Consider the following 25,201-nt stretch of genomic DNA (forward strand, 5'->3'; position numbering starts at 1 on the left):
GATGACCGCTCCGCCCGCCGTCTCCATCAAGAACCTGCAGATCGCATTGCCCAAGGGCGCCGAGCGTGCCTTCGCCGTCGATGGCGTTTCGCTCGACCTTCGGCCCGGCAAGATCGTCTGCGTCGTCGGCGAATCCGGCTCCGGCAAGTCGATGTGCGCGCATGCGCTGATGGGGCTGCTGCCGGATACGGTCAACGTCACCTCCGGCGAGATCCAGTTCGAGGGCCGCGACCTGCTCAAGCTGGACGACGACGGCTGGCGCGATCTGCGCGGCCGCCGGCTGGCAATGATCTTCCAGGAGCCGATGACCGCGCTCAATCCCTTGATGCGGATCGGCGACCAGATGGCGGAGATGTTCGAGGCCCACGGCCTGCTCACGCCCAAAGAGCGGCGCGCAAGAGCGCTGGCGCTGGCACGCGAGGTCGGCCTGCCCGACCCCGAACGCATCGTCCGCGCCTATCCGCACCAGCTCTCCGGCGGCCAGCGCCAGCGCGCCATGATCGCGATGGCGCTCGCGCTCGAGCCGGCGGTGCTGGTGGCGGACGAGCCGACCACCGCACTCGACGTCACCACGCAGGCGCAGATCCTGAAACTGATCCGCAACCTCCAGCGCAACCGCAACATGGCGGTGATGTTCATCACCCATGATTTCGGCGTGGTCGCCGATATCGCCGACCAGGTCGTGGTGCTCCGGCACGGCAGGGTGGTCGAGGAAGGCCCAGCGGCCAACGTCTTCGACGAGCCGCAGCACGACTACACCAAGGCGCTGCTCGCGGCCGTGCCGTCGATGGATCCGCCGTCGCGCGAGCCGCTCGACGACCAGGCCAGGGCCGTCGAGGTGATCGGGCTGGACAAGACCTACGTCACCTCGGGCGGCTGGTTTCGCGAGGACCGCCGCGTCGATGCCGCGCGCGAGGTCAACTTCAACATCCTCAAGGGCGAGACGCTCGGCCTCGTCGGCGAATCCGGCTCCGGCAAGTCGTCGGTGGCGCGCCTCGTGATGCGGCTGATCGAAGCCGACCGCGGCACGGTGCGGATCGGCGAGACCGATCTGACCTCGCTTACGGGCAAGGCGCTGCGCACTGAGCGCCATCGCATCCAGATGATCTTCCAGGATCCGTTCGCCTCGCTCAATCCGCGCCGCAAGATCGGCCACATCATCGCCGACGGCCCGATCGCAGCCGGTGTCGATCCGAAGGTCGCATTCGACCGCGCCCGCGATCTCCTGAAGATGGTGGGCCTGGACGCCGGCGCGCTCGAACGCTATCCGCATGAATTCTCCGGCGGCCAGCGCCAGCGCATCGGCATCGCCCGCGCGCTCGCACTCGAGCCCGAGATCATCGTTGCCGACGAAGCGGTCTCCGCGCTCGACGTCTCGGTGCAAGCGCAGGTGTTGAGACTGCTCGAAGACCTCAAGGCGCGCCTCGGCCTCTCGATGCTGTTCATCACCCACGATCTGCGCGTCGCCGCCCAGATCTGCGACCGCATCGCGGTGATGCAGCGCGGCGCCATCGTCGAGCTGAAGCCAACAGCGCAGCTGTTCGCCGCGCCCGAGCACGCCTATACGCGCGAGCTGCTCGCAGCGGTGCCCGGCCGGAAGGAGCGCGCGCCGGCGGCGTGAGATTGCTGACCTGGCGTCGGTACCCCGTTCTGGCCCGGAACCGATATTGGACCGATATGCACCGCATCGGCGTAACGGCGCAGTCACGCGCTTTTTATTCCCCGTGACCGCCCGCACAGCTTCAAAGCGCCAGGCCGCACCCCACATCGGGATGGAATGATTTCCATCATCTGATGATGGGCTTGCCAATCTCTTCGGAGCCAAACATGGGCCAGGTTATTCAATTTGTCTCGAGATCCGAGCGCGAGCGATTGCGCCTCATCCAGGAGGCACGCGCGATCTATGACAGCATCTTCCCGCCGGATGATCCGGTCGGCGAGCAGGAGCAGGTAACGAGCAATCGCGCGGCCCGCGGCAACGTGGAAAACCTGTCGTGATCAAGATCATCGCCGTGCTCTGCAGCCTCTCCTCTCCGGCCAATTGTCACGAGCAGATCGTCACCACGTCGGACTTCGCCGACGTCTCGATGCAGTCCTGCCTGATGGGCGCGCCGCAGCTCGCCGAATGGATGAACCAGCATCCGGCCGAACGCTTGGCGGCGTGGCGCTGCGTGATCGGTCAACAGGGTGGCCGGGGCGCCTGATAGGATCCACCCGATCCCGCTGAGCCGTGACGACGACGCACCGCCGGGCTAGGATGGCACGGAGCCGCCTGGCAAAGGGGGAAGCCGGATGGAGGTCGCCAGCCTCGTTCTTCCCGTATTCGCGATCATCGTCACCGGCTGGCTGGCCGGCGCGCTCGGCTATCTCTCGCGCGGGCTCGCCGATGCGCTGGTGCATTTCGCCTACAACGTGGCGATGCCGGCGCTGCTGATCGTCACGATCGCGCAGGAGCCGGCGCGCAATCTGCTGGAATGGCGCTTCCTGCTCGCGTTTGGCGGCGGCTCGCTGCTCTGCTTCGCGCTCGTCTTCGTGGCCGTCCGCGCCGGCGGAAAGCATGATCTCGCCAGCAGCACCATCCATGGCATGGCCGCGGCCATGACCAACACCGGCTTCGTGGCGCTTCCGATCCTGCACGCGATCTACGGCCAGCCCGCCGTCCTGCCCGCTGCGGTGGCGACCGTGTTCGTGGCCGCCGTGATGTTTCCGATCACGGTCATCCTGCTGGAAAGGGACGCGCGCGGGCCTGCGCACTCCGCTGGCCTCGCGAAACAGATCCTGCTCAATCCGATGGTGTTGTCGACGCTCGTCGGGCTCGCATGGGCGATCACGGGTCTGCCGATTGCCGCACCGGTCGCGGCCTATCTCGACATGATCGCGGCTGCACTCACGCCCTGCGCGCTGTTTGCCATCGGGCTCGGCCTTTCGGTCGAAGGCTTGCGATCGAACCTGAAGGCATCGTTCGCGCTCGCAGCCGTGAAGCTGGTGGTGATGCCGCTGATCGTCTACGGACTTTGCTTAATCACCGGCCTCAATCCGCTCGACACCGTCGCCGCCGTCATATGCGCCGCCGTGCCGACGGCGAAAACCGTGTACGTTCTCGCCCACGAGCACAAGGTCGAGGAGAAGCTGGTTGCGGCCACCGTCTCGGTCACGACGATGCTGTCGGTCGCGACCCTGCTGGTCGCGCTCACCCTGCTCTCCCGCCTCGCGGCCGGCACGCGCTGACCGGCATCGACGCGCGCCTCTATCGCGTGGTGTTGCTCCAGGTCGGGACCGAATTGGTCACGCCGACCGACGGCCAGTTGTACGATCCGATCGACGGTGCGGTGACCGTGCCGACCGCCTGTCCGGACGCCCCGTAAGCGGACCCGCCCTGCGTCGCCGGCGATACGGCGCCGCCATAGGCCGGGGCCACCACACCGGTGCTGTAATGTCTGCTCGACCGGTGCTTCTTCGCCTCAGCCGCGAAGGGGGCTGCAAGCAGTCCGGTCGTGATGAGTGCGGCAATGGCGAGTTTCACGGTTGTCATGGCTGATCCCTTCGATGGCGGGCCCGTTGTGCCATCTGTTCATTCGTCGGAGGATTTCCATGGGCACTCCGTTCATAACTCCGTGCGCACACGAAGGTGCCGGAGCGCGGGGGGCGTGCCCTCGCCGCCTTCGGATGGACCCGAATCAGCGCTAGTGCATTGCCTTCAGCAGCTCCCCTGAACGCGATTGACATGACCGGTCCCGAACTGAAGCAACTCCGCGCCGACCTCTCCGATGCCCTCGAGCGCAAGCTCACCGCGGCCGACATGGCCAGGCTGTGCGGATTGCCGGAGAAGGGCGGCGCCGACACCATCCGGCGCTGGGAGGTCAGCGGCCCGACGCCGTCCGCGACCAAGGTGCTGCGCGTGCTCGCGATGGCGAGCGAGCGCTATCCGATCCTGGAGAAGTTCGACATCTTCGATCGTCACGACGTGCGCGAGGAAGACCGGCCGGCAAAGCGCGCGGCGTTCCGCGAACAGATGCGCGATGAGGCGCGGCGGCGTCTCGGTTAACAAGAGCCGCGCGCAAGTTACCGGGAAGACGCGACGTTAAGCCTTCCTTCAGCATTTCTTAAGTCGCCATTAAGCACGAAAATCAATTGCAGCCCAATAAGTTAGGTTGGCTCACGCTGTGCCACGGATGTGACAGCATTTTCGTCAAAAGCGAGTTATCTGCAAAACCAACGACGGCGCGGAAAGCGCGCCTGCCGGGGACCTAAAGTGTTGGAGTTTGGACTATGAAGAAGATTCTGTTTGCGACCGTTGCGCTGCTCGTGGTGGGCGCCGCTGCGCCGGCCGTCGGCGCCGATCTCGGCAACCGCAACTACTACAAGGCGCCCGCGCCGGCCTATGCCGCGCCGATCTACAACTGGACGGGATTCTATCTCGGCGCCCACGTCGGCGGCGCATTCTCCAGCGACAACAATTTCAACGGCCTCTCCACCGGCAACAACGGCAACGGCCGTTTCCTCGGCGGCGTGCAGGTCGGTGCGGACTGGCAGTTCAACCCGAACTTCGTGGTCGGCGTCGAAGGCCAGTATTCCTGGCTCTCCGGCAGCGTCGGTGCGGTGTTCCCGGGCGGCGTCGCCTACACCAACGACCAGCGCGGCCTCGGCTCGATCACCGGCCGCGTCGGCTACACCTGGGGTCCGGGCCTCCTCTACGTGAAGGGCGGCTACGCCTATTCGGACAACAACGAGAAGGTCACGGTCGGCGGCGTTCCGACCGGCTTCATCATCGACGGCGATCATCGCAACGGCTACACCGTCGGCGCCGGCCTCGAATACATGTTCGCGCCGAACTGGTCGGCCAAGGCCGAGTACCAGTACTACAATTTCGGCGACGCGCACTTCACCGCGGGCCCGCTCGCGGGCACCGGCAACTTCACCACCGACGACCACACCTTCAAGGCTGGCGTCAATTATCGCTTCAACTGGGCCAACTCGACGGTCGCGCGCTACTGAGCGGTTAGCAAAACCTTATCCTGACGAAGGGCCGGCCAAGTTGCCGGCCCTTCTTTTTTTCGCTCTGTGGAACCAGCGCAAGCAATTGCACCAATTGCGATTTTTTTAACCGGCCCGACCGATACTGCCCGCCACAAAACAGAAGCAAGAGCGTGGGGGAAGTTCGATGGCGATCCGTCTGGGCCTGGGCCGTTTCCTTGGCAGTTTCCTTGGCCGATTGAGGCCTCGTTTCAAGATGCCGACATGGGGCGTGCGCGGCAGCTTGTTCGCCGCCTTCGCGGTGATCGCGGGCATGGGCCTCGTGATCTCGGCCGGCGCCGGCCTGGTGCTGCAGAATCTCGGCGGACGCATGACTGAACTGAGCGGGCGGGACATTCCGCGCCTTGCCGCCAGCCTGCAATTGTCGGCACTGAGCGCGAGCCTTGCGGCACAGGGACCTGCCCTGCTTGCGGCTCAAAGCGAGGACGCCCTGAACGAGCGCACCAAGAAGCTCAGGGAATTTCAGGAACAGACGCAGCAGAAGCTCAACGAGATCATCGAGCTCGGCGGCGACAAGGCCGTCGTCTCCGGGCTCAGCGAGACGATGAAGAGCATCAACGAGGCGGCCCAAAGCCTGGCCAAGGCCGCCCGCGAACGGCTGGACATCGCGGCCCTCCATGACAAGCAGTATGACGCGCTGCGCAACGCGCAGAGCGCGTTCGTCGGCGCGGCCAGTCCGGCGATGCTGGACGCGCAGACCCGGGTCAACGCCATTCTCGGCGCGGCCAATATGTCCGCCGAAGATGCCACCGAAGCCGCGCAGACCGTCGGCCAGCTCGGCAACGTCGTCGCCAGCGGCAATCTCGCAGCCGCCGACATGAGCGCGGCGCTGTCGGCGAATACGAGCGACAAGCTCGACGACATCCAGAAGGAATTCAAGACGGCGCAAGGACGCCTGCGGTCCAACCTCGACCTGTTGCCGGACAATCAGGGCAACAAGATGCTGCGCGAGACGGCAGAAAAGCTGCTGGCGCTCGGCACCGGCAAGACCGGCGTGTTCAATCTGCGCGAGAAGGAGCTCGACTCCGTCGACTACGGTCAGACCATCCTGGACGAGACGCGCAAGCTCAATGTCGGCCTCGGCATCAGCGTGCAGCAGCTCGTCGACGGCGTGCAGAAGGAGACCAACGCGTCGACCTTCCAGGCGCGGCAGGAGATCTCGCTGGCGACGACCACAATGCTGGCGCTGGGCGCGCTGACACTGGTCGGCTCGGCCCTGTTCGTCTGGCTCTATGTCGGCCGCAACATCCTGCGCCGGATCACCGGCCTCCAGCGCGCCATGCAGTCACTCTCGGCCGGCGATCTCGACACCGAGATCGCGCGCTCGAAGCATAGTGACGAGATCGGCGCGATGACCGACACGCTGACCGTGTTCCGCGATAGCATGGTCGAGGCCCGTGCGCTCGCCAGCGAGCAGGACAAGGATCGCGTCGCCAAGGCCGAGCGTGCCGCACGCATGGAGGCGAGGATCGCCGAATTCGAAAGCACGGTGCGCGCCGCGCTGGACAATCTGGCGCAATCGGCCAATTCGATGCAATCGACCGCGCAGAGCATGTCGAACACCGCTGACCAGTCCAACGCGCTGGTCAACGCTGTCGCTTCCGCCGCGGAGGAGACCTCGGTCAACGTGCAGACCGTATCGGCCGGCACCGAGCAGCTGTCCTCCTCGATCGCCGAAATCAGCCGTCAGGTGGTCACCTCGGCCGGGATCGCCAAGAAGGCCGTGGACGAAGCCGGCGCGACCGACGCCACGGTGCAGAGCCTCGCCGACAGCGCGAGCCGCATCAGCGTCGTGGTCGATTTGATCCAGACCATCGCCTCGCAGACCAATCTGCTCGCGCTCAACGCCACCATCGAGGCGGCACGCGCGGGCGAGGCCGGCCGCGGCTTCGCGGTGGTCGCCTCCGAGGTGAAGAGCCTCGCGAGCCAGACCGCGAAGGCGACCGAGGAGATCCGCACCCAGATCGCCAGCATGCAGGACGTGACGACCTCGGCGGTCGGCGCCATCCAGGGCATCGGCCGGATCATTGGCGAGATCAACGACGTCACCACGACGATCGCGGCTGCCGTCGAGGAACAGGGCGCGGCCACCCGCGAGATCGCGCGCAACATCCAGCATGCCGCCGGCGGCACCAGCGAGGTCTCCAGCAACATCGTCGGCGTCTCCACCGCCTCTGCCGAAGCCGGCGCTGCGGCGAGCGAAGTGCTGGGCGCCTCCGACGCACTGCGCCGCGAGGCCGACCTGCTGCGCGGAGAGATCGACGCGTTCCTCAACAACATGCGGGCGGCCTGATTGTCATTCCGGGGCGGCGCTTAGCGCCGAACCCGGAATCTCGCGCGACGACCTCCTGATTCCGGGTTCGCGCTCACGCGCGCCCCGGAATGACCGGCATTTTTGGGCTGTGCTTCATCCGGGTCACGGAAAAATCCGGCCCGGAATGACCGCTATGCGAGCCGAACTCGCGTCCTTTTTCGGCTGGCGCGGCGTGCCCGCTGGGTTTAAGTCGGTAGCATGAACGCAAAGACCGACACCGTGCAGTCCTCCGGCGAGGCCCTGCGCTACCCCTGGGACCAGCATCCCGGCCCCGACGAGGTCGTGGAGGTGAAGCCCGGCGTGTTGTGGGCGCGGCTGAAGCTGCCATTCCGCCTCAACCATGTGAACATCTATCTGCTCGCCGACGGCGACGGCTACGCCATGGTGGATACCGGCTTCGGCAATGAAGAGACAATCGAGGCCTGGACGAAACTGTTCGACGGGCCGCTGAAGGGCGTCAACATCACCCGCCTGATCGTCACCCATTCACACCCCGATCATGTCGGTCTCGCCGGGTGGATCGTCGAGCGGTTCGACTGCCCGCTGGTGATGTCGCAGGTCGAATATCTGCAATCGGTCTATCACCAGAACCGCGGCACCGAGGAGCGGCAGGAGGCGCAGCGGCTGTTCTTCCGCCGTCACGGCATGGACGAGTCGCTCACCGAAAAGCTGCTCGGCCGCGGCCAGGACTATCTCAAGCGCGTCTCGGTGCTGCCGCCGTCCTACCGTCGCATCTCGCATGGTGACGACGTCGTGATCGGCACGCGCCGCTTCAAGGTGATCACCGGCGGCGGCCACGCGCTCGACCAGGTGATGCTGTATTGCGCCGACGACAAGCTGTTCCTTTCCGCCGACCAGGTGCTGAGCAAGATCTCGCCCAATGTCAGCGTGTGGGCGGTCGAGCCCGACCAGAACTCGCTCGGCGAATATCTCGCCTCGCTCGCCAGCCTCACCACGACGCTCCCCTATGACGTGCTGGTGCTGCCCGGCCACGGCGTGCCGTTCTACGGGCTCAAGACCCGCATCAAGCAGCTCGCCGACCATCACGAGGAGCGCTGCCGCCTGATCGCGGAAGCCTGCCGCGAGGTGCCGCAGACCTCGCGCGCCTTGGTGCCCGTGGTGTTCAACAAGCACGTGCTGGACGAACACCAGATGGGCTTCGCCGCCGGCGAGCTCGTCGCCCACGTCAACTACATGATCGTCGAGGGCCGGCTGACGGCGGAGACCAAGGACGGCGTGCTCCAGTTTCGGACGACGTGAGCCACGGCGTCATGGCCGGGCTTGTCCCGGCCATCCACGTTCTTTCAAGCGAAAACGAGTTCGTGGATGCCCGGGACAAGCCCGGGCATGACGAGTTTGCGGTGCCAGCTCACTTCATATTCGCGATCGCGTGCAGGGCCGCGATGTAGCCGAACGGGCCCAGCCCGCAGATCACGCCGGACGCCACGAACGATATCTTGGAGTGCCGGTGATATTCGTCGCGGGCGTGGATGTTGGAGATGTGGACTTCCAGCACCGGGCCTTCGAACGTCTTGATCGCGTCCATGATCGAGACCGAGGTGAAGGAGAGGCCAGCCGGGTTGATGACGATGGCATCGGCGTCCTGCCGCGCCGACTGGATCAGATCGACCAGCACGCCCTCATGGTTGGACTGGTGGAAAGCGAGCTTGAGCCCGAGCTTCGCGGCGGCTTCCTCGCAGCTCGCATTGACCTCTGCGAGAGTCGTGGTGCCGTAGACGTGCGGCTCGCGGATGCCGAGCATGTTGAGGTTCGGTCCGTTGAGGATCATCACGCGCTTCATGGGAAGGTCCTTTCGAATGATAATCTGCTGAATTGCCTTGCCGGGCCCAAGGCAGGCCGAGGCTGCCGTATCGGCCCCTCGCGACGCCTACCGCAAAGCAGCATTACACGAGCCCGTGAGTTCTTTGATCGGGATCAAGTCGTTCCTTGGCCGATAGGGCATTTTGCCCAAATGCCCTCCAGGGCCAAATGTGGGATAGCGCATAGACATTGGAGCTGGAAAAGCTCTAAGAAGATGCGGCCCCTTGGTCAGGTTCCGTTGCAGGTTTTGCCGATGGATTACAGCCAGTTCTTCAATTCTGCCCTCGACCGTCTCCACACTGAACGGCGCTACCGCGTGTTCGCCGATCTGGAACGGATGGCGGGCCGGTTCCCGCACGCGATCTGGCACTCGCCCAAGGGCAAGCGCGACGTCGTGATCTGGTGCTCCAACGACTATCTCGGCATGGGCCAGCACCCGAAGGTGGTCGGCGCCATGGTCGAGACCGCGACGCGCGTCGGCACCGGCGCAGGCGGCACCCGCAACATCGCCGGCACGCATCATCCGCTGGTGCAGCTCGAGGCCGAGCTTGCCGACCTCCACGGCAAGGAGGCCGCGCTACTGTTCACCTCGGGCTACGTCTCGAACCAGACCGGCATCGCGACCATCGCAAAGCTCATTCCGAACTGCCTGATCCTGTCGGACGAGCTCAACCACAATTCGATGATCGAGGGCATCCGCCAGTCCGGCTGCGAGCGCGTCGTGTTCCGCCACAACGACCTCGCCGATCTCGAAGCGCTGCTGAAGGCGGCGGGTCCGAACCGGCCGAAGCTGATCGCCTGCGAGAGCCTCTATTCCATGGACGGCGACGTCGCCCCGCTGGCCAAGATCTGCGATCTCGCCGAGAAATATAATGCGATGACCTATGTCGACGAGGTCCACGCGGTCGGTATGTACGGCCCGCGCGGCGGCGGCATCGCCGAGCGTGACGGCGTCATGCACCGCATCGACATTCTGGAAGGCACGCTCGCGAAAGCGTTCGGCTGCCTCGGCGGCTACATCGCCGCCAACGGCCAGATCATCGACGCCGTGCGCTCCTATGCGCCGGGCTTCATCTTCACCACCGCGCTGCCGCCGGCGATCTGCTCGGCCGCGACCGCAGCGATCAAGCATCTGAAGACCTCGAGCTGGGAGCGCGAGCGCCACCAGGACCGCGCCGCCCGCGTCAAGGCGATCCTCACTGCCGCCGGCCTCCCGGTGATGTCGAGCGACACCCACATCGTGCCGCTGTTCATCGGCGATGCCGAGAAGTGCAAGCAGGCGTCCGACCTCCTGCTGGAAGAGCACGGCATCTACATCCAGCCGATCAACTATCCGACCGTCGCCAAGGGCACCGAGCGCCTGCGCATCACGCCCTCGCCCTATCACGACGACGGCCTGATCGATCAGCTCGCCGAAGCCCTGCTGCAAGTATGGGACCGCCTCGGCCTGCCGCTACGCGAAAAGTCGCTGGCGGCGGAGTAGGCCTCTTCGCCTCTCCTTAAATCCAACACATACCGTCCCCGGGGCACCCCCCTCCCCAACCCTCCCCCACAAGGGGGGAGGGAGCGAGACGGTTGTGGCTGCCTCACACCGATTAAGCGCAACTGCTCGACCCCGTGTTGGTGTCGCCTTTGTCACAACAAGCGGTGTTCTCCGTTCCCTCCCCCCTTGCGGGGGAGGGGCAGGGAGGGGGGTGCCACACGGGGACTCTCTCGGTGAGCCTCAAGCGACCACCTTAACGACAACCCCAGTTCCCGCCCCGGCACGGCATTTCGCTGTCGCTTGCGCCCATCCAACGCGCTAGATTTGCAGGGAAAATGAGATCGGGCGCCGTCGCGCCCAGGGAGAAGCACGCTCGCCATGCTGCACGACTGGGGCGTGATTGCCGCCGCCTTTGGCTATATCGGCTTCCTGTTCCTGGTGGCGAGCCATGGCGACCGCCGCTCGCCGGCCGGGCGCGGACGTGCCTCCGGGCTGATCTATCCGCTGTCGCTGGCGATCTACTGCACCTCCTGGACCTTCTTCGGCTCGGTCGGTTTTGCCACCCGCACATCCACCGACTTCCTCGCCATCTATGTCGGCCCGATCCTGATGATCGGGCTCGGCGCCGGCGTACTGCGCCGCGTGATCCAGCTCGCCAAGGCCCACAACATCACCTCGATCGCCGACTTCATCGGCGCCCGCTACGGCAAGAGCCAGGCGGTGGCGGCGACCGTGGCGCTGATCGCGATCATCGGCTCGGTGCCCTACATCGCGCTCCAGCTCAAGGCGGTCGCCTCCTCGCTGGGGACGATCCTGAGCGAGGATCAGGCTTTCTCCCACATCCCGATCCTCGGCGACATGGCGCTGATGGTGACGTTGGCGATGGCGGCCTTCGCCGTGCTGTTCGGCACGCGGCAAACCGACGCCACCGAGCATCAGCACGGCCTGATGCTGGCGGTCGCGACCGAATCCATCGTCAAGCTGGTCGCCTTCCTCGCCGCCGGTATCTTCGTCACCTTCTGGATGTTCTCGCCGCATGAATTGATCGAGCGGGCGATGAAGACGCCGGAGGCGGTGCGCGCCATCAATTATTCGCCGTCGATCGGCAACTTCCTGACCATGACGCTGCTGTCGCTGTGCGCGATCATGCTGCTGCCGCGCCAGTTCCATGTCAGCGTGGTGGAGAATTCCTCCGATGCCGAGGTCGGCCGCGCGCGCTGGCTGTTTCCGCTCTATCTCGTCGCCATCAACCTGTTCGTGATCCCGATCGCGATCGCCGGCCTGGTCAGCTTTCCCTTCGGCACGGCCGACCCCGACATGTACGTGCTGGCGCTGCCGATAGAGGGCGGCGCGGATCTGCTCAGCGTCGCCATCTTCGTCGGCGGCCTGTCGGCGGCAACCGCGATGGTGATCGTCGAATGCGTCGCGCTCTCCATCATGGTCTCGAACGACCTCGTGGTGCCCCTGGTGCTGCAACGGCGGCCGGAGGGACGCACCGGCGGCGCCGATTTCAGCGACTTCCTGCTGCGCTCGCGCCGGCTCGCGATCTTCGCCATCATGGTGATGGCCTATTTCTACTATCGCGCGCTCGGCAACACCCAGCTTGTCGCGATCGGCCTCTTGTCCTTTGCCGCCATCGGCCAGCTCGCGCCGAGCTTCTTCGGCGGGCTGTTGTGGCGGCGGGCGACCGCGCGCGGCGCGATCGGCGGCATGCTGGTCGGCTTCGCAGTGTGGCTCTACACGCTGTTCATTCCGAGCTTCATAGATTCCTCGACCGCAGGCATCCTGCTGCTCCAGCACGGCCCGTTCGGGATCGAGGCGCTGCGGCCGCAGGCTCTGTTCGGCGCCGACCTGCCGCCGCTGATGCACGGCGTCATCTGGTCGCTGTCGCTCAACATCCTCACTTATGTGCTGCTGTCGCTGGCACGGCGGCCCTCGTCCATCGAGCTGGTGCAGGCCGATCTGTTCGTGCCCGACACGCTCGCGCCGATCTCCCCGAATTTCCGCCGCTGGCGCACCACCGTCACCGTGCAGGACATCCAGACCACGGTGGCGCAATATCTCGGGCCCGACCGCGCGCGGCATTCGTTCGAGGCCTTCTCGGCACGGCGCAATGTGCGGCTCGAGCCGGCAGCGCCCGCCGATTTCGAGCTGCTGCAGCACGCCGAGCACCTGATCGCCTCCTCGATTGGAGCTGCATCCTCGCGCCTCGTGATGTCGCTGCTGCTGCGCAAGCGGACGGTCTCCGCCAAAGCCGCGCTGAAACTGCTCGACGATTCGCATGCGGCGCTGCATTTCAACCGCGAGATCCTCCAGACCGCGCTCAACCATGTGCGCCAGGGCATCGCGGTGTTCGACGACGACCTGCAACTGATCTGCTCCAACCGGCAATTCGGCGATCTCCTCAACGTGCCACCACATCTCATCCAGTTCGGCACGCCGCTTCGCGAAATCCTGGAATTCATGGACGTCAGCAATCCGGCCGATCCGATCGAGCGCGAGGCCATGCTGGAGCGGCGGCTTGCCGCCTATACCACCGACAGCGAGCCCTATCTCGAGCGCCTGCCGGACCGCCACATGGTGATCGAGGTGCTCACCAACCGCATGCCCGGCAGCGGCTTCGTCATCACCTTCACCGACGTCACGCCCACCTTCGAGGCCGCGGAAGCGCTGGAGCGCGCCAATGCGACGCTGGAAAAAAGGGTGCGCGACCGCACCGAAGAGCTGACCCGGCTGAACTCCGAGCTGGCGCTGGCCAAGAGCACGGCGGAAGACGCCAGCATCTCCAAGACGCGGTTCCTCGCCGCCGCCAGTCACGACATCCTCCAGCCGCTGAACGCGGCGCGGCTCTATGTCACCAGCCTGGTCGAACGCCAGCACAGCGGCGAGGAGACGCGGCTGGTCGAGAACATCGACGAATCGCTCCAGGCGATCGAGGAAATCCTCGGCGCGCTGCTCGACATCTCCCGGCTGGACGCCGGCGCGATGGCGACCTCGATCTCGAGCTTCAAGATGGCCGATCTGATGCGCTCGCTGGAGATCGAGTTCGCGCCGATCGCGCGCGCCAAGGGCCTCGATCTCACCTTCGTGCCCTGCTCGCTGCCGGTGGAGTCGGACCGTCTCCTGCTGCGGCGCCTGCTCCAGAACCTGATCTCGAACGCGATCAAGTACACCCCGCGCGGCCGCGTGCTGGTCGGCTGCCACCGCCGCGGCGCCTCGCTCAAGATCTGCGTCTACGACACCGGCGTCGGCATCCCCACGGTCAAGCGCGGCGAGATCTTCAAGGAGTTCCATCGCCTCGAGCAGGGCGCGCGGATCGCGCGCGGTCTCGGCCTTGGCCTCTCGATCGTCGAACGGCTGGCGCGCGTGCTCAACCACGGCATTGCCATCGACGCCAATGTGAGCGGCGGCTCGGTATTCTCGGTGACGGTGCCGACGGCGAAGGCGATCACCCTCACCGCCGCCGTGACCAGCGCGACGCCGCTGGCGCGCACGCCGATCGCGGGCGCGCTGATCGTCTGCATCGAGAACGATGCCGCCATCCTCGACGGCATGCGCACGCTCTTGAAGGCCTGGGACGCCGAGGTGATCGCGGTCGCCGATCCCGAAGGCGCGATTGCCGCGATCGAAGCTGCGGGCAAGCGCGTCACCGGGCTGCTCGTCGACTATCATCTCGACCGCGGCAACGGCATCGCCGCGATCCGCGACATCCGCCGCCGCTTCGGCGACGCCATTCCTGCGATCCTGATCACCGCCGACCGCAGCCCCGCCGTGCAGCTGGCCGCGCGCGACGAGAAGATCGCCGTGCTGAACAAGCCGGTGAAGCCGGCCTCGCTGCGCGCCCTGCTCGGGCAGTGGCGCACGCAGCAGATGGTGGCGGCGGAGTGAGACAGGCCTGCTGGCGACCGCCCGGCCCGCCTTCGCAACTCAGGGCGCGAGCCGCGTGAAGACGTAGTCGTGCCCTTTGGCCCGGGCCTCGTGGCAGGCGAAGCAGGTGCGGTGCTGGGCTTCGTCGACCGGCTTGCCGTTGACGAAGCGGCCAAAACCCCAGCCGCCGGTGGAGGCATATTTCCTTGAATCCTTGACCATCACCTGGACCGTGGTGGCAGCGCCGGGAATCGTCGCGGACGCGAATTCCGGTGACGGTTTCCGCTTCCAGGCGCGCTTGACCAGAATGGTGCCGTCCGGGAACGGAAGCGTTCCGGCCTGATAGGCGTCGATTGCCACCTGGTTGCCGACGACCGCGCGAAGCTCGTCGAGCGGCGCGGCCTCTTCGGCCGGTGCGACCAGCTCCCACTGCTTGTAGCCCGCGGGAATCGTGACGCCGAAGATCGGCGAGGCATCGGCTGTCGCGGGGCCCTCCGCCAGCGCGATCGAGACGAGGTACGGCACGCAGGTCAGGAGAACGACGAGGAGGAGCGCGGCAAGGACGATCGCCGTGGTGAAGGAGAATCTTTTCTTTGCACGTTCAGTTGGCGTCATGACGTTTCATCAAGCTGGGATCAACGGATGAACCTCGGTCCAGCCCGGCTGGACCGAGGTGCTGACGGATCCTCAGGCGCCGTCGGCGTCGACGACGGCCTTGGCAAAGGCTTGTGGTGCTTCCTGGGGCAGATTGTGGCCGATGCCGCCGGTGATCAGGCGATGCTCGAACCGGCCCGAGAACTTCTTGGCGAAAGCGCTGACGTCGGGGTGCGGCGCGCCGTTGGCGTCGCCTTCCATCGTGATCGTCGGCACGTCGATCAGCGGAGCCGCCGCGAGCTTCTTTTCGAGATGTTCGTATTTCGCCTCGCCCTGGGCGAGCCCGAGCCGCCAGCGGTAATTGTGGATCGTGATCGCGACATGATCCTTGTTGTCCAGCGCCGCCGCGCTGCGGTCGAAGGTGGCATCGTCGAACTTCCACTGCGGCGAGGCGAGCTTCCAGATCAGTTTTGCGAAATCGTGCGTGTACTTCTCGTATCCGGCGCGGCCGCGCTCGGTCGCGAAATAGAACTGGTACCACCATTGCAGCTCGGCCTGCGGCGGCAGCGGCGCGTTGCCGGCGGCCTGGCTGGAAATCAGATAGCCGCTGACCGACACCAGCGCGCGGCAGCGATCCGGCCACAGCGCGGCGATGATGTCGGCGGTACGCGCGCCCCAGTCGAAGCCGGCGACGACCGCCTTCTTGATGTCGAGCGCGTCCATCAGCGCGATGATGTCGGCGGCCATCGCGGCAGGCTCGCCGTTGCGAGGGCTCTCGCTGGAGAGGAAGTGCGTCGTGCCGTAGCCGCGCAGGTAAGGGATGATGACGCGATAGCCGGCCTGCGCCAGGATCGGCGCGACATCGACGAAGGCGTGAATGTCATAGGGCCAGCCGTGCAGCAGGATCGCGACGGGACCGTTCGACGGGCCAGCCTCGGCATAGCCGACATTGAGGACGCCGGCGTCGATCTGCTTGATCGTGCCGAAGGACGCATGCGATGCGGAAGATCGCGGCGCCTCCGTTTCAGCGCGGGCGAGGTCCACCACGCCAAGACCGACGGCGACGGTTCCGGCGGCGATGCCAAAAAACTTGCGGCGATGCTGGTCGATGAGCTGCTTCATGATGGTGCTGCCTTGTTGATGGTCGGAGATGGTTCGTCAGATCAGCGCGACCGCGACGTCGATATTGCCGCGGACGGCCTTGGAATAGGGGCAGGTCTGGTGCGCCTCATCGACGATGTCGCGCGCGACCTCGCGATCGAGGCCCGGCAGGCTGACATTGAGGCGGGCCCGGAGGGAGTAAGTGCCCTCGTCGAGAAGGAGGTCGATCTCCGCGTCGATCGCGCATTTCCTGGGAAGCGTGATCTTCCGCTTGCGCGCCGCGATCTCCATGGCGCCTTCGAAGCAGGCCGACCAGCCGGCCGCGAACAACTGTTCGGGATTGGTGCCGATGCCGGCGCCGCCCGGCGGCGAGAGCCGCACATCGAGACGGCCGTCCGAGCTGCGGGACATGCCGTCCTGCCGTCCGCCGCTGGTGTGGGTTCGGGCCGTGTAGAGCAGTTTTGCCGCTTGCGTCATGAAAGTCTCCTCGCCGTCGCGCAACTGACTAGCAGCGGCTGTCGCAGGACACCCGTTTGGACTTGTGAGAAGTTGTGAGATCCCCGCCTGCGTGCCTCATGAGGCCTGCATGCGCGGTCTGACGCCGATGCAGGAGCGGCCTTGCCGGATCGCGATCATCTGGCTATCCGGTCCATTCGCAAGGACCAAGATCTCGCCATGACTGAGCCGGCTGCACCTACGGCAGGACCCCTGTCGTTCGGGCCATTCACCGTGACGCCGCGCGAAAGGCTCGTGACGCGCGAGGGCGTCGCGCTGCCGCTCGGCACGAAAGCCTTCGACACGCTGATCGCGCTGATGTCGCGGCCGAACGAGGTCGTCAGCAAGTGGGATCTGATGGCGCTGGTGTGGCCCGGCATGGCCGTCGAGGAGGCCAATCTGCGCTTTCATGTCGCAGCGCTGCGTAAGGTCCTCGGCGACGGCAAGGACGGCGCCCGCTACATCACCACGCTCTCCGGCCGCGGCTATTGCTTCGTGGCGCCGATCTCGCAAACGGTTATTCCGGCGGAGCGGCGCCCCGCATCGCGGATGGAACTGCCGCCCGTGAAACTGCCGAACCGGCTGCAACGGATGGTCGGACGCGACGAAGTGGTCGCGGCCATCTCGGACAGGCTCATCACCTCGCGTTTCGTCACGATCGTCGGCCCGGGCGGCGTCGGCAAGACCGCCGTTGCGGTTGCGGTCGCTCACGATCTGCTCGAGACCTTCGCCGACGCCGCACACTTTGTTGACCTTGCCGCTCTGAGCGATCCCGATCTCGTGATCACCTCGATCCTGCTGATGCTGGGTCTGCCAGCCCAGACTGACGACCCGATGCCCGCGTTGCTCACGCATCTCCGGGACAAGAGGATGCTGCTCATCCTCGACAATTGCGAGCACGTCATCGCCGCCGCAGCACCGCTGGCAGCGGAGATCTTCCACGCCGCGCCGCATGTCCATATCCTGGCCACGAGCCGCGAAGCCCTGCGCGTCGAGGGCGAGCAGGTCTATCGACTGGCACCGCTTGCCGTTCCGCCTGACGGTGCCGGACTGACGGCGGCCGTCGCACAGACCTATCCCGCGCTTCAGCTGTTCCTCGAGCGGGCGGCCGCCGGCGGCGCGCAGATCGCGCTCGACGATGGCAATGCTGCGATCGTCGCCGGCATCTGCCGCAGGCTCGACGGCATGGCCCTGGCGATCGAGCTCGCCGCCGGCCGGGTCGAAGCCTACGGCCTGGAGCAGACGGCGGCCCTGCTCGACGAACGCCTCAATCTGCTGTGGCAGGGGCAGCGCACCGCGCCGCCGCGGCAGAAGACATTGCAGGCGACGCTGGACTGGAGCTACGGGCTGCTGTCCGACATCGAGCGCCTCGTGCTGCGCAGGCTCGCGGTCTTCGCCGGCCATTTCACCATCGACGCCGCGCTCGAGGTCGTGCCGGACGACCGTGTCGACCGCGCCGGCCTGTTCGACGCCATCGACAGCCTCGTCGCCAAGTCGATGGTCGCGCCGCGACCGATCGGCGCGATGATGCGCTACCGGCTGCTCGACACCACGCGCGCCTATCTGCTCGAGATCGAGCCTGATGACGCGGCGCTGGCGGCCCGTCACGCGAGCTACTACCGGCGATGGCTGGAACAGGCCGGTACGACATGGGCGACGGTGCCGAGCGCCGATGAACGCGCGATCCACTTCTCCGCGCTTCACAACGTGCGCGCCGCGCTGGACTGGTGTTTTGGCGCGAACGGCGATGCAGGCATCGGCGTTGCGCTCGCCGCTGCGGCCGCTCCCATCTTTCTCGCGATGTCACTGCTGATCGAATGCCGGCGCTGGTCGGAACGGGCGCTGCTTGCGATCGATCCTTCCACGCACGGCGGCGCCGAGGAGATGCATATCCAGGCCGCCCTCGGACTGACCCTGATGTTCACGCGCGGCAGCAGCGAAGCGGCGCGCGGCGCCTTGAGCAGAAGCCTTGCGATCGCGGAGGCGCGCGGCGACGCGCCGAACCAGCTCCAGCTGCTCGGCCGCATGCATATCTTCCACGAGCGGATGGGACAGTTCGATGCCGCGCTTGGCTACGCACGGCAGAGCCTCACGGTCGCCGAAACGCTGGGCGATGCCGCGTCCATCGGACTCGCCCATTCGCTCCTGGGTGTCTCGCTGCATCTGGCCGGCGAGCATCGCGACGCGCTGAACATGCTGGAGGCTGCCTGGCAGGGTCCGGGTACGGAACGGATCAGCACGGTCCATGGCTTCGATCACCGCAACCGGGCCGGCATCTCGCTCGCGCGAGAGCTTTGGCTGCAGGGCCGGCCCGGAGATGCGCGGCAACTGGCGCGACAGACCGTCGCCGAGGCCGCGCAGATGGACCATCCGATCACGCTCTGCATCGCGCTGATATGGCTGGTCTCGATCGACCTCTGGAGCGGAGAGCTCGACGATGCGGAAGAGAGCATCGACCACTTCATCGCGCATGCCGAATCGCACTCGATGGGCCCCTACCTTGCGGTGGGCCGAGGCGTCAAAGGCGAGCTGGCGATCCGCCGCGGCGACGCCGCAGGCGGCGTGGAGACGATACGCGCGTGTCTGCGCGAGCTGCACGACGCCGGCTATGAGCTGCTCACCACGACGTTCAATATCGCGCTGGTACAAGGCTTGTTGGCACTGGGGCAGGTCGAGCAAAGCGCGCGCCTGATCGACGACGCGATCAGTCTCGTCGAGCAGAGCGGCGATAATTTGTACGTGCCCGAGCTGCTGCGCATGAGAGCCAAGGTGTTGCTATCGCTTCCGGAGCCGAACACCGGGGAAGCAGAGACCTGCCTCATGCAGTCGCTGCAGCGCAGTCGCGACAAGGGCGCGAAAGCCTGGGAGCTGCGAGCGTCAATCGATCTTGCACAGCTTCTCGCCGAACGGCGCCGTGGCAAGGAAGCAAAGCGATTGCTTCAACCGGCGCTCGAAGGTTTCGTCGAAGACTCTGAGACGGCGGATATCAGGACCGCCAAAGAACTGTTGGCGATATTGTAAGGCCAGTATCAATTCGTCACCAGGCAGTCGCGCAGGCGGGTCATGGGCAGAAAGCCTGTCACGCGATGCGTGAATTGCATCCAACGATCACCGTCGTGCAAACAGAATACTGATCAGGAAGATCAGCACCCAACCACCCCACACGACATACCAGATGAGGCGGAATGCGATCAGGAAACGCGTCTTTAGACTCAACCATTGTCGAATCCTGCCGAACTGCTGGCTGCCTGTGAGGATGAACAGATTTTCCCGAAGCTTCTTCGCGATGTCGTTGTAGGCTTGGACTTCGGCGCCGGCGATCGACCAGGCATCAATCACCAGTTCCTGGGATGCCGTTACCGTTCGCCCATTCACCAATGATCGGTCGATAAAACTGACAGCGGATGCTTCGAGCCGAAGCAACCAGCCGTCGCCACGCCAACGACTCGGCATGTTCAGCTGGATGAATGCTGTCATTTTGCGAGGACGACCGAGCGCGATGTCGCTCTCGCGGCGCTCGCCTGGAAGAGGTTGCAGCTCTGCGCCCAATGCGCGGGAAACCACAAGCTTCAGTTGCGATCCGTCATCGGCGGGCTTCCAGCAATCACGAACCTCGTAGTTCAAACTCAACGTGATCGTGTTGCGATCCTTGTCGTCCTGAATCTCCATCGGAGCGGCCTCGGCGGCGCCGGGCCAGAACTCCTGCAGGTCACGCAGCATAGCCTGGGCAAATGCGCTTGGGCCATCGTTGGCGAAGCGATTCCGTATCGCGTCGGCGGCCCAGAAGGAATAGTCGATCTTGCGCCTGACGATCACCGGAGACGTCACCTTCGGTCCGACCGTGATGTCGTCTTCCCAATGCAGGATGTGGAGAGCCGCACCGCCCCCGAGTTCTTCCAACCCGACTGTCTCTTGCGACAGCGGGAGCCCCCATCCGATATGCGGCTGGAAGACGTTCTTGAGGGTACCGGACTGAACGCTGGCTGTCGGGTCGAGCCAGTAGGTCCTCGCATCCAGCCGCAGGCGAACGATGCAGTGATCGAACACGGCCGAGCTAGGGAGAAACCGGTTCAGGGAGTTACCGTGTGTCGTCGAAACCAGGGCCGCGCAGGCATCCAGTCCCATCCGCCGGGCGCCGGCAACATAAACGGTTGCCGCATCCTTGCAGTCCCCGAAGCGAGTGCTCCAGATCGTGTCGAGGGCGCGCGGAGTCAGCCCGCCCTCGCCCAGCGAAAATGCGAAATAGCGCAGTTCCCGCTGCACGAAGCGCAACCACTCGACAGCACGTCGATCGAGCTCCGGATGCGCCCCTGCGAGGCGATCGACCTCCTCTGCAAGCGCAGGCGGAAGTTCAGCGTCCTCATAGAATGGCGCGAGAAGACTTGCGACGTCGTTCCAGCTCTCGAACTCGCTGAACTGCAGTGTTGGGCGCAGCAGCTCCCAAGGCGGCGTCAGCGCCTCGATGGCGCGACGCTCCTGCCCGGTCATCTGCCAGCGGACATCCTCGGTCTGCCCATCTATGGCAACAGCCGGAGCGGGCGGATCGTTAAAGGTCTTCGCGGTGACATTCCGCTCCAGAGGTCGCAGGAGTCTGTGCCGGTGCTCGAAGCACGGATTGAAGGAATCGAAGACAACCCACGCGGCATGGCGTCGCCCCAGGACCGGAACGTTGCCATAGACGGTGACCGCGAGGTCGACGATGTCGCCGATCCGAACATCCGGAATCAGCAACGACGCGGTCAAGCGCCCGTCGAAGATAAGCCGTTCCAAATTGGTCTCGCGCCGAAGCAATTGGAAAGCATCGGCCCTGGCATGATCGATAACCTCAGCACCACGCAAGACCCGGGCGAAGTGGACCTCAATGCGCTGGTAGCCGGGATCGAACTCGACGACCACATGCGCGGCACGTTCTGCGCCTTCCCGAGTCAGGACCCGCTGGACGGTGCGGTGATGCCAAGCCTGCTCGGAATTGCGCAGATCAAGCTGCGAATCATAGAGCAGCCGACAAAGACCGCCGGCAACGCAGGAAACGTCCGTTTCGGGAATTTCGCTTCGGTAAGCCTGGTGATCCACCCAATCCGGCAGCGGCGCGCAATGAACGAGATCACGCGCACTCCATTCCAACCCCACGCCCCTACTCCGAACGAAATCCATCTTGACGCGGAGGTTGTAGCAAATGGCTACCGCAACACAACATGCGAAGCCGGAGATTCCCCGCAGAAGGGATGAACCTGAACCGGACTACCCCGTCGGCGCGCCCTGCCTCCACTGGCCGCCGGCGATCTTCGCAGCGGCAATCACCGCCTGCGTCCGGCTCTCGACGCCGAGCTTTTGCAGGATCGCCGAGACATGCGCCTTGATGGTGGCCTCGGAGACGCCGAGCTCGTAGGCGATCTGCTTGTTGAGCAGCCCCTCCGACAGCATCATCAGGACCCGGACCTGCTGCGGCGTCAACGTCACCAGGCGGTCGCGCAGGCGCGTCATGTCGGGGTCCGAGGCAGCCGACAGGTCGGTGTCGGCGGGAACCCAGACGTCCCCCTCCATAACCTTGAGGATGGCGTCGCGCAGCGTCTCGACGCCGAAACGCTTCGGGATGAAACCGGAGGCGCCGAAATCGAGCGAGCGGCGGATCGTCGCGCTGTCGTCGGAGGCCGAGACGATCACCACCGGGATCGCCGGATATTGCGCGCGCAGATAGATCAGGCCGGAAAAGCCGGAGATCCCGGGCATCGAGAGGTCGAGCAGGATCAGGTCGACGTCGGAGGTCTGTTCCAGCAGCTTGGTCAGATCCTCGAACGATCCGGCCTCGTCGATCCTGGCCGAGGTCAGGACGCTCGCCACCGCCTGCCGCAGAGCATCGCGGAACAGGGGATGATCATCGGCAATGACGAGATGGGTCGAGGGAGCGTTCATCGTTCTCTTGCTGTCGTTCGCGCCGGCCGGCGAGTCGATGCCGCGGCTGGTCAATTCTTCCCTGCCCGGCCGTGGCATGCAAGTGCACTTTATCCCTTTGCTGCAAAGGGGTTAATCCCGAAGCCTTCGCAGCTGCACACCGGCGTCCGATACCGCAGCGTCAGGCGCGCGTCAGTGTGCAAGGCCGAAAGTCGTATTGGGGCGGGTTTCACGCCGATGTTACCTTGGATCCAAGACCTGGGCTGATCCGGCATGACCGGGCATCCGGGGCGCGAGGAAACGCATTTTTTCGGGGAGCGACTCAACATGTCGACAATGGCTGTGTCTCAATCTGGCGCAGGAGGTATGACGAAGGACGAACGGTTCGTCATTCTCGCCTCCTCGCTGGGTACCGTCTTCGAGTGGTACGATTTTTACCTTTACGGCTCGCTGGCCAGCATTATCGGCGCGCAGTTCTTCTCGGCCTACCCGCCGGCAACCCGCGATATCTTCGCGCTGCTGGCGTTCGCCGCGGGCTTCCTGGTGCGCCCGTTCGGCGCAATCGTATTCGGCCGCATCGGCGACATCGTCGGCCGGAAGTACACCTTCCTCGTCACCATCCTGATCATGGGTCTGTCGACCTTCATCGTCGGCCTGCTGCCGAATGCCGCGACGATCGGCATCGCGGCCCCGATCATCCTGATCGCGCTGCGCCTCGCCCAGGGCCTCGCGCTCGGCGGTGAATATGGCGGTGCAGCGACCTATGTCGCGGAGCATGCCCCCAACGGCAAGCGCGGCTACTACACCTCCTTCATCCAGACCACGGCAACGCTCGGCCTGTTCCTGTCGCTGCTGGTGATCCTGTTCACCCGCACCGCGACCGGCGAAGCCGATTTCGCGGCCTGGGGTTGGCGCATCCCGTTCCTGGTGTCGGTGCTGCTGCTCGGCGTCTCGGTCTGGATCCGGCTCCGCCTCAATGAATCGCCGATTTTCCAGAAGATGAAGGACGAGGGCAAGAGCTCGAAGGCGCCGCTGACGGAGGCCTTCGCCAACTGGCAGAACGGCAAGCTCGTGCTGCTCGCGCTGCTCGGCGGCACGATGGGCCAGGGCGTGGTCTGGTACACCGGCCAGTTCTACGCGCTGTTCTTCCTGCAATCGATCCTGAAGGTCGACGGCTATACCGCCAACCTGCTGATCGCCTGGTCGCTGCTGCTCGGCACCGGCTTCTTCATCGTGTTCGGCGTTCTGTCCGACAAGATTGGCCGCAAGCCGATCATCCTCGGCGGCTGCCTGATCGCGGCGCTGACCTTCTTCCCGATCTTCAAGATGATCACCAGCAACGCCAACCCGGCGCTGGAGAAGGCGATCGAGCAGGCCAAGGTCGAGGTGGTGGCCGATCCCGAAGGCTGCGGCAATCTGTTCAACCCGATCGGCACCCGCGTGTTCACCACGCCTTGCGACACCGCGCGCGACTTCCTCGCCAAATCGTCTGTGAAGTATTCGACGACCTATGGCGCAGCCGGTTCCGGCGTGAAGGTCGCGGTCAACGGCAAGGACGTAGTCTACGCCAACGCCAAGGACAGCAACGCGGCGGTGCTCGCTGCGGTGCAGGCGGCCGGCTACCCGAAGGCGGGTGACGCCGGCATCGTGAAGATGTCGAATCCGTTCGACATTTTCCGCCCGCAGGTCGCGGCAATCATTGGCCTCCTGTTCATCCTGGTGATCTTCGTCACCATGGTCTACGGGCCGATCGCGGCGATGCTGGTCGAACTGTTCCCGACCAAGATCCGCTACACCTCGATGTCGCTGCCCTACCACATCGGCAACGGCTGGTTCGGCGGACTGTTGCCGGCGACCGCATTCGCGATCGTGGCCTCGACGGGCGATATCTATGCGGGTCTCTGGTATCCGATCTTGTTCGCGGTGATCACCGCCGTGGTCGGTTTCCTGTTCCTGCCGGAGACCAAGGACGTCGACATCAAGTCGAACTGATCGCAAGCAACGATCAACCAACACCAACCGGCCGCGGTCTCCGCGGCCGGTTTTTTGTGCCTGCTAATTGCTGCCGATGAATTGCAGCACCACCTCGCGCCGGTGCGGGCGGGCGCGATGCTCGATCAGATAGATCGCCTGCCAGGTGCCAAGCGCGAGCCTGCCGTTCAGGACCGGGACCTGAAGCGAGGTCTGCGTCAGCATCGTCTTGATATGTCCGGGCATGTCGTCGGGCCCCTCGGTGTCGTGGGTCCAGCCGGCATTCTCCGGCGCGAGCCTGGATAGCGCGGTGGTGAGATCAACAAGCACGGAGGGGTCGGCGTTTTCCTGGATCGTCAGAGAAGCCGAGGTGTGACGGATGAACAGCGTCAGCGCGCCGTCGCACGCGCGGGCCTCGGCGATGAATTTCGCAGCCTCGCTGGTGAGATCGGTGAAGCCGCGCCCCGGCGTCTGCACGGTCAGCAGCGACGATGCGATGCTGGTCACTTGCACCGAGGATGGCTCCGAGCGCGTGATGGATTTGGCTGATGTCATCAGAGCTTCTCTTGATGTCGTCCTGGCGAAGGCCAGGACCCATTACCCCAAATGCCTGCGAGTGCGAAAAGAGT

Annotated in this window: 20 protein-coding genes; 12 read left to right on the forward strand and 8 right to left on the reverse strand. The window is 65.2% G+C overall.

Annotated elements, in window-relative coordinates; translation table 11 throughout:
• The first annotated feature begins 1 nt into the window (after nucleotide 1).
• The 4 genes from XI09_RS38750 (at nucleotide 2) to XI09_RS38765 (ending at nucleotide 3,228) form a co-directional block, all read left to right on the forward strand.
• Entirely contained in the window at nucleotides 2-1,621 is a 1,620-nt protein-coding gene (locus XI09_RS38750; RefSeq protein ID WP_271571707.1) for an ABC transporter ATP-binding protein, read from the forward strand.
• A gap of 206 nt (nucleotides 1,622-1,827) precedes the next feature.
• Nucleotides 1,828-1,998, forward strand: coding sequence for a hypothetical protein (locus XI09_RS38755; RefSeq protein WP_271571601.1), 171 nt, complete (start codon nucleotides 1,828-1,830; stop codon nucleotides 1,996-1,998).
• Nucleotides 1,995-2,204 (forward strand): hypothetical protein, encoded by a 210-nt coding sequence (locus tag XI09_RS38760; RefSeq protein WP_271571602.1) that lies wholly within the window; start codon nucleotides 1,995-1,997, stop codon nucleotides 2,202-2,204. The genes XI09_RS38755 and XI09_RS38760 overlap by 4 nt, the downstream gene beginning before the upstream one ends.
• A gap of 88 nt (nucleotides 2,205-2,292) precedes the next feature.
• Nucleotides 2,293-3,228, forward strand: a complete 936-nt coding sequence (locus XI09_RS38765) for an AEC family transporter (RefSeq protein WP_271571603.1) — start codon at nucleotides 2,293-2,295, stop codon at nucleotides 3,226-3,228.
• A gap of 19 nt (nucleotides 3,229-3,247) precedes the next feature.
• Here XI09_RS38765 and XI09_RS38770 read toward each other — a convergent pair whose 3' ends face one another.
• On the reverse strand, nucleotides 3,248-3,532 hold the full coding sequence (locus XI09_RS38770; protein ID WP_271571604.1) for a hypothetical protein: 285 nt from the start codon (nucleotides 3,530-3,532) through the stop codon (nucleotides 3,248-3,250).
• 192 nt (nucleotides 3,533-3,724) lie between these two features.
• On the opposite strand from XI09_RS38770, the gene XI09_RS38775 reads away from it, so the two are divergent.
• The 4 genes from XI09_RS38775 (at nucleotide 3,725) to XI09_RS38790 (ending at nucleotide 8,608) form a co-directional block, all read left to right on the forward strand.
• Entirely contained in the window at nucleotides 3,725-4,045 is a 321-nt protein-coding gene (locus tag XI09_RS38775) for a hypothetical protein (RefSeq protein WP_025575206.1), read from the forward strand.
• A gap of 224 nt (nucleotides 4,046-4,269) precedes the next feature.
• Nucleotides 4,270-4,995 (forward strand): outer membrane protein, encoded by a 726-nt coding sequence (locus XI09_RS38780; RefSeq protein ID WP_271571605.1) that lies wholly within the window; start codon nucleotides 4,270-4,272, stop codon nucleotides 4,993-4,995.
• A gap of 166 nt (nucleotides 4,996-5,161) precedes the next feature.
• Nucleotides 5,162-7,327 (forward strand): methyl-accepting chemotaxis protein, encoded by a 2,166-nt coding sequence (locus XI09_RS38785; RefSeq protein WP_271571606.1) that lies wholly within the window; start codon nucleotides 5,162-5,164, stop codon nucleotides 7,325-7,327.
• 219 nt (nucleotides 7,328-7,546) lie between these two features.
• Nucleotides 7,547-8,608: an MBL fold metallo-hydrolase gene (locus tag XI09_RS38790; protein WP_271571607.1), complete on the forward strand. Its 1,062-nt coding sequence runs from the start codon at nucleotides 7,547-7,549 to the stop codon at nucleotides 8,606-8,608.
• 109 nt (nucleotides 8,609-8,717) lie between these two features.
• On the opposite strand, the gene aroQ is transcribed toward XI09_RS38790, so the two are convergent.
• The gene (aroQ, locus tag XI09_RS38795; protein WP_271571608.1) at nucleotides 8,718-9,149 is read right to left on the reverse strand and encodes a type II 3-dehydroquinate dehydratase; all 432 of its coding nucleotides are present in this window, start codon (nucleotides 9,147-9,149) and stop codon (nucleotides 8,718-8,720) included.
• 273 nt (nucleotides 9,150-9,422) lie between these two features.
• Between aroQ and hemA the strand changes: the two genes are divergently transcribed.
• Together hemA and XI09_RS38805 are read left to right on the forward strand one after the other, a co-directional pair.
• A complete protein-coding gene (gene hemA / locus XI09_RS38800; RefSeq protein ID WP_271571609.1) occupies nucleotides 9,423-10,652 on the forward strand; it encodes a 5-aminolevulinate synthase in 1,230 nt (409 codons plus the stop codon).
• Between the two features lie 378 nt (nucleotides 10,653-11,030).
• A complete protein-coding gene (locus XI09_RS38805; protein ID WP_271571610.1) occupies nucleotides 11,031-14,540 on the forward strand; it encodes a PAS domain-containing hybrid sensor histidine kinase/response regulator in 3,510 nt (1,169 codons plus the stop codon).
• A gap of 39 nt (nucleotides 14,541-14,579) precedes the next feature.
• Here the strand turns inward: XI09_RS38805 and XI09_RS38810 are convergent, their stop codons facing one another.
• The 3 genes from XI09_RS38810 to XI09_RS38820 all read right to left on the reverse strand — a co-directional run bounded on the left by XI09_RS38810 (nucleotide 14,580) and on the right by XI09_RS38820 (nucleotide 16,691).
• Complete coding sequence (locus tag XI09_RS38810) at nucleotides 14,580-15,134, reverse strand: cytochrome P460 family protein (RefSeq protein WP_271571611.1); 555 nt, start codon at nucleotides 15,132-15,134, stop codon at nucleotides 14,580-14,582.
• Nucleotides 15,135-15,206: 72 nt separating this feature from the next.
• Nucleotides 15,207-16,235: an alpha/beta fold hydrolase gene (locus tag XI09_RS38815; RefSeq protein WP_271571612.1), complete on the reverse strand. Its 1,029-nt coding sequence runs from the start codon at nucleotides 16,233-16,235 to the stop codon at nucleotides 15,207-15,209.
• Nucleotides 16,236-16,271: 36 nt separating this feature from the next.
• Nucleotides 16,272-16,691 carry an organic hydroperoxide resistance protein gene (locus XI09_RS38820; protein ID WP_271571613.1) on the reverse strand — a complete coding sequence of 140 codons (420 nt, stop codon included), beginning with the start codon at nucleotides 16,689-16,691 and terminating at the stop codon, nucleotides 16,272-16,274.
• Nucleotides 16,692-16,889: 198 nt separating this feature from the next.
• On the opposite strand from XI09_RS38820, the gene XI09_RS38825 reads away from it, so the two are divergent.
• Complete coding sequence (locus tag XI09_RS38825) at nucleotides 16,890-19,730, forward strand: ATP-binding protein (RefSeq protein WP_271571614.1); 2,841 nt, start codon at nucleotides 16,890-16,892, stop codon at nucleotides 19,728-19,730.
• Nucleotides 19,731-19,817: 87 nt separating this feature from the next.
• Here XI09_RS38825 and XI09_RS38830 read toward each other — a convergent pair whose 3' ends face one another.
• Both XI09_RS38830 and XI09_RS38835 read right to left on the reverse strand, forming a co-directional pair.
• A complete protein-coding gene (locus XI09_RS38830; RefSeq protein WP_271571615.1) occupies nucleotides 19,818-21,839 on the reverse strand; it encodes a DUF3857 domain-containing transglutaminase family protein in 2,022 nt (673 codons plus the stop codon).
• A gap of 111 nt (nucleotides 21,840-21,950) precedes the next feature.
• Nucleotides 21,951-22,622, reverse strand: coding sequence for a response regulator (locus tag XI09_RS38835; RefSeq protein ID WP_271571616.1), 672 nt, complete (start codon nucleotides 22,620-22,622; stop codon nucleotides 21,951-21,953).
• A 345-nt stretch (nucleotides 22,623-22,967) separates the two neighbouring features.
• On the opposite strand from XI09_RS38835, the gene XI09_RS38840 reads away from it, so the two are divergent.
• Entirely contained in the window at nucleotides 22,968-24,593 is a 1,626-nt protein-coding gene (locus XI09_RS38840) for an MFS transporter (RefSeq protein WP_271571617.1), read from the forward strand.
• Between the two features lie 63 nt (nucleotides 24,594-24,656).
• On the opposite strand, the gene XI09_RS38845 is transcribed toward XI09_RS38840, so the two are convergent.
• Nucleotides 24,657-25,127 (reverse strand): secondary thiamine-phosphate synthase enzyme YjbQ, encoded by a 471-nt coding sequence (locus XI09_RS38845; RefSeq protein ID WP_271571618.1) that lies wholly within the window; start codon nucleotides 25,125-25,127, stop codon nucleotides 24,657-24,659.
• Between the last annotated feature and the right edge of the window lie 74 nt (nucleotides 25,128-25,201).

This window comes from Bradyrhizobium sp. CCBAU 11386, assembly GCF_028128955.1.
In the GTDB taxonomy this organism is placed as follows: domain Bacteria; phylum Pseudomonadota; class Alphaproteobacteria; order Rhizobiales; family Xanthobacteraceae; genus Bradyrhizobium.

What these genes read in the sequence shown, in the direction of transcription:
- XI09_RS38785 (WP_271571606.1), top strand. Translation starts at nt 5,162, where the DNA reads ATGGCGATCCGTCTGGGCCTGGGCCGTTTCCTTGGCAGTTTCCTTGGC.
- XI09_RS38780 (WP_271571605.1), top strand. Translation starts at nt 4,270, where the DNA reads ATGAAGAAGATTCTGTTTGCGACCGTTGCGCTGCTCGTGGTGGGCGCC.
- XI09_RS38825 (WP_271571614.1), top strand. Translation starts at nt 16,890, where the DNA reads ATGACTGAGCCGGCTGCACCTACGGCAGGACCCCTGTCGTTCGGGCCA.
- aroQ (WP_271571608.1), bottom strand. Translation starts at nt 9,149, where the DNA reads ATGAAGCGCGTGATGATCCTCAACGGACCGAACCTCAACATGCTCGGC.
- XI09_RS38840 (WP_271571617.1), top strand. Translation starts at nt 22,968, where the DNA reads ATGACGAAGGACGAACGGTTCGTCATTCTCGCCTCCTCGCTGGGTACC.
- XI09_RS38805 (WP_271571610.1), top strand. Translation starts at nt 11,031, where the DNA reads ATGCTGCACGACTGGGGCGTGATTGCCGCCGCCTTTGGCTATATCGGC.
- hemA (WP_271571609.1), top strand. Translation starts at nt 9,423, where the DNA reads ATGGATTACAGCCAGTTCTTCAATTCTGCCCTCGACCGTCTCCACACT.
- XI09_RS38765 (WP_271571603.1), top strand. Translation starts at nt 2,293, where the DNA reads ATGGAGGTCGCCAGCCTCGTTCTTCCCGTATTCGCGATCATCGTCACC.
- XI09_RS38770 (WP_271571604.1), bottom strand. Translation starts at nt 3,532, where the DNA reads ATGACAACCGTGAAACTCGCCATTGCCGCACTCATCACGACCGGACTG.
- XI09_RS38815 (WP_271571612.1), bottom strand. Translation starts at nt 16,235, where the DNA reads ATGAAGCAGCTCATCGACCAGCATCGCCGCAAGTTTTTTGGCATCGCC.
- XI09_RS38750 (WP_271571707.1), top strand. Translation starts at nt 2, where the DNA reads ATGACCGCTCCGCCCGCCGTCTCCATCAAGAACCTGCAGATCGCATTG.
- XI09_RS38810 (WP_271571611.1), bottom strand. Translation starts at nt 15,134, where the DNA reads ATGACGCCAACTGAACGTGCAAAGAAAAGATTCTCCTTCACCACGGCG.
- XI09_RS38845 (WP_271571618.1), bottom strand. Translation starts at nt 25,127, where the DNA reads ATGACATCAGCCAAATCCATCACGCGCTCGGAGCCATCCTCGGTGCAA.
- XI09_RS38820 (WP_271571613.1), bottom strand. Translation starts at nt 16,691, where the DNA reads ATGACGCAAGCGGCAAAACTGCTCTACACGGCCCGAACCCACACCAGC.
- XI09_RS38790 (WP_271571607.1), top strand. Translation starts at nt 7,547, where the DNA reads ATGAACGCAAAGACCGACACCGTGCAGTCCTCCGGCGAGGCCCTGCGC.
- XI09_RS38755 (WP_271571601.1), top strand. Translation starts at nt 1,828, where the DNA reads ATGGGCCAGGTTATTCAATTTGTCTCGAGATCCGAGCGCGAGCGATTG.
- XI09_RS38775 (WP_025575206.1), top strand. Translation starts at nt 3,725, where the DNA reads ATGACCGGTCCCGAACTGAAGCAACTCCGCGCCGACCTCTCCGATGCC.
- XI09_RS38835 (WP_271571616.1), bottom strand. Translation starts at nt 22,622, where the DNA reads ATGAACGCTCCCTCGACCCATCTCGTCATTGCCGATGATCATCCCCTG.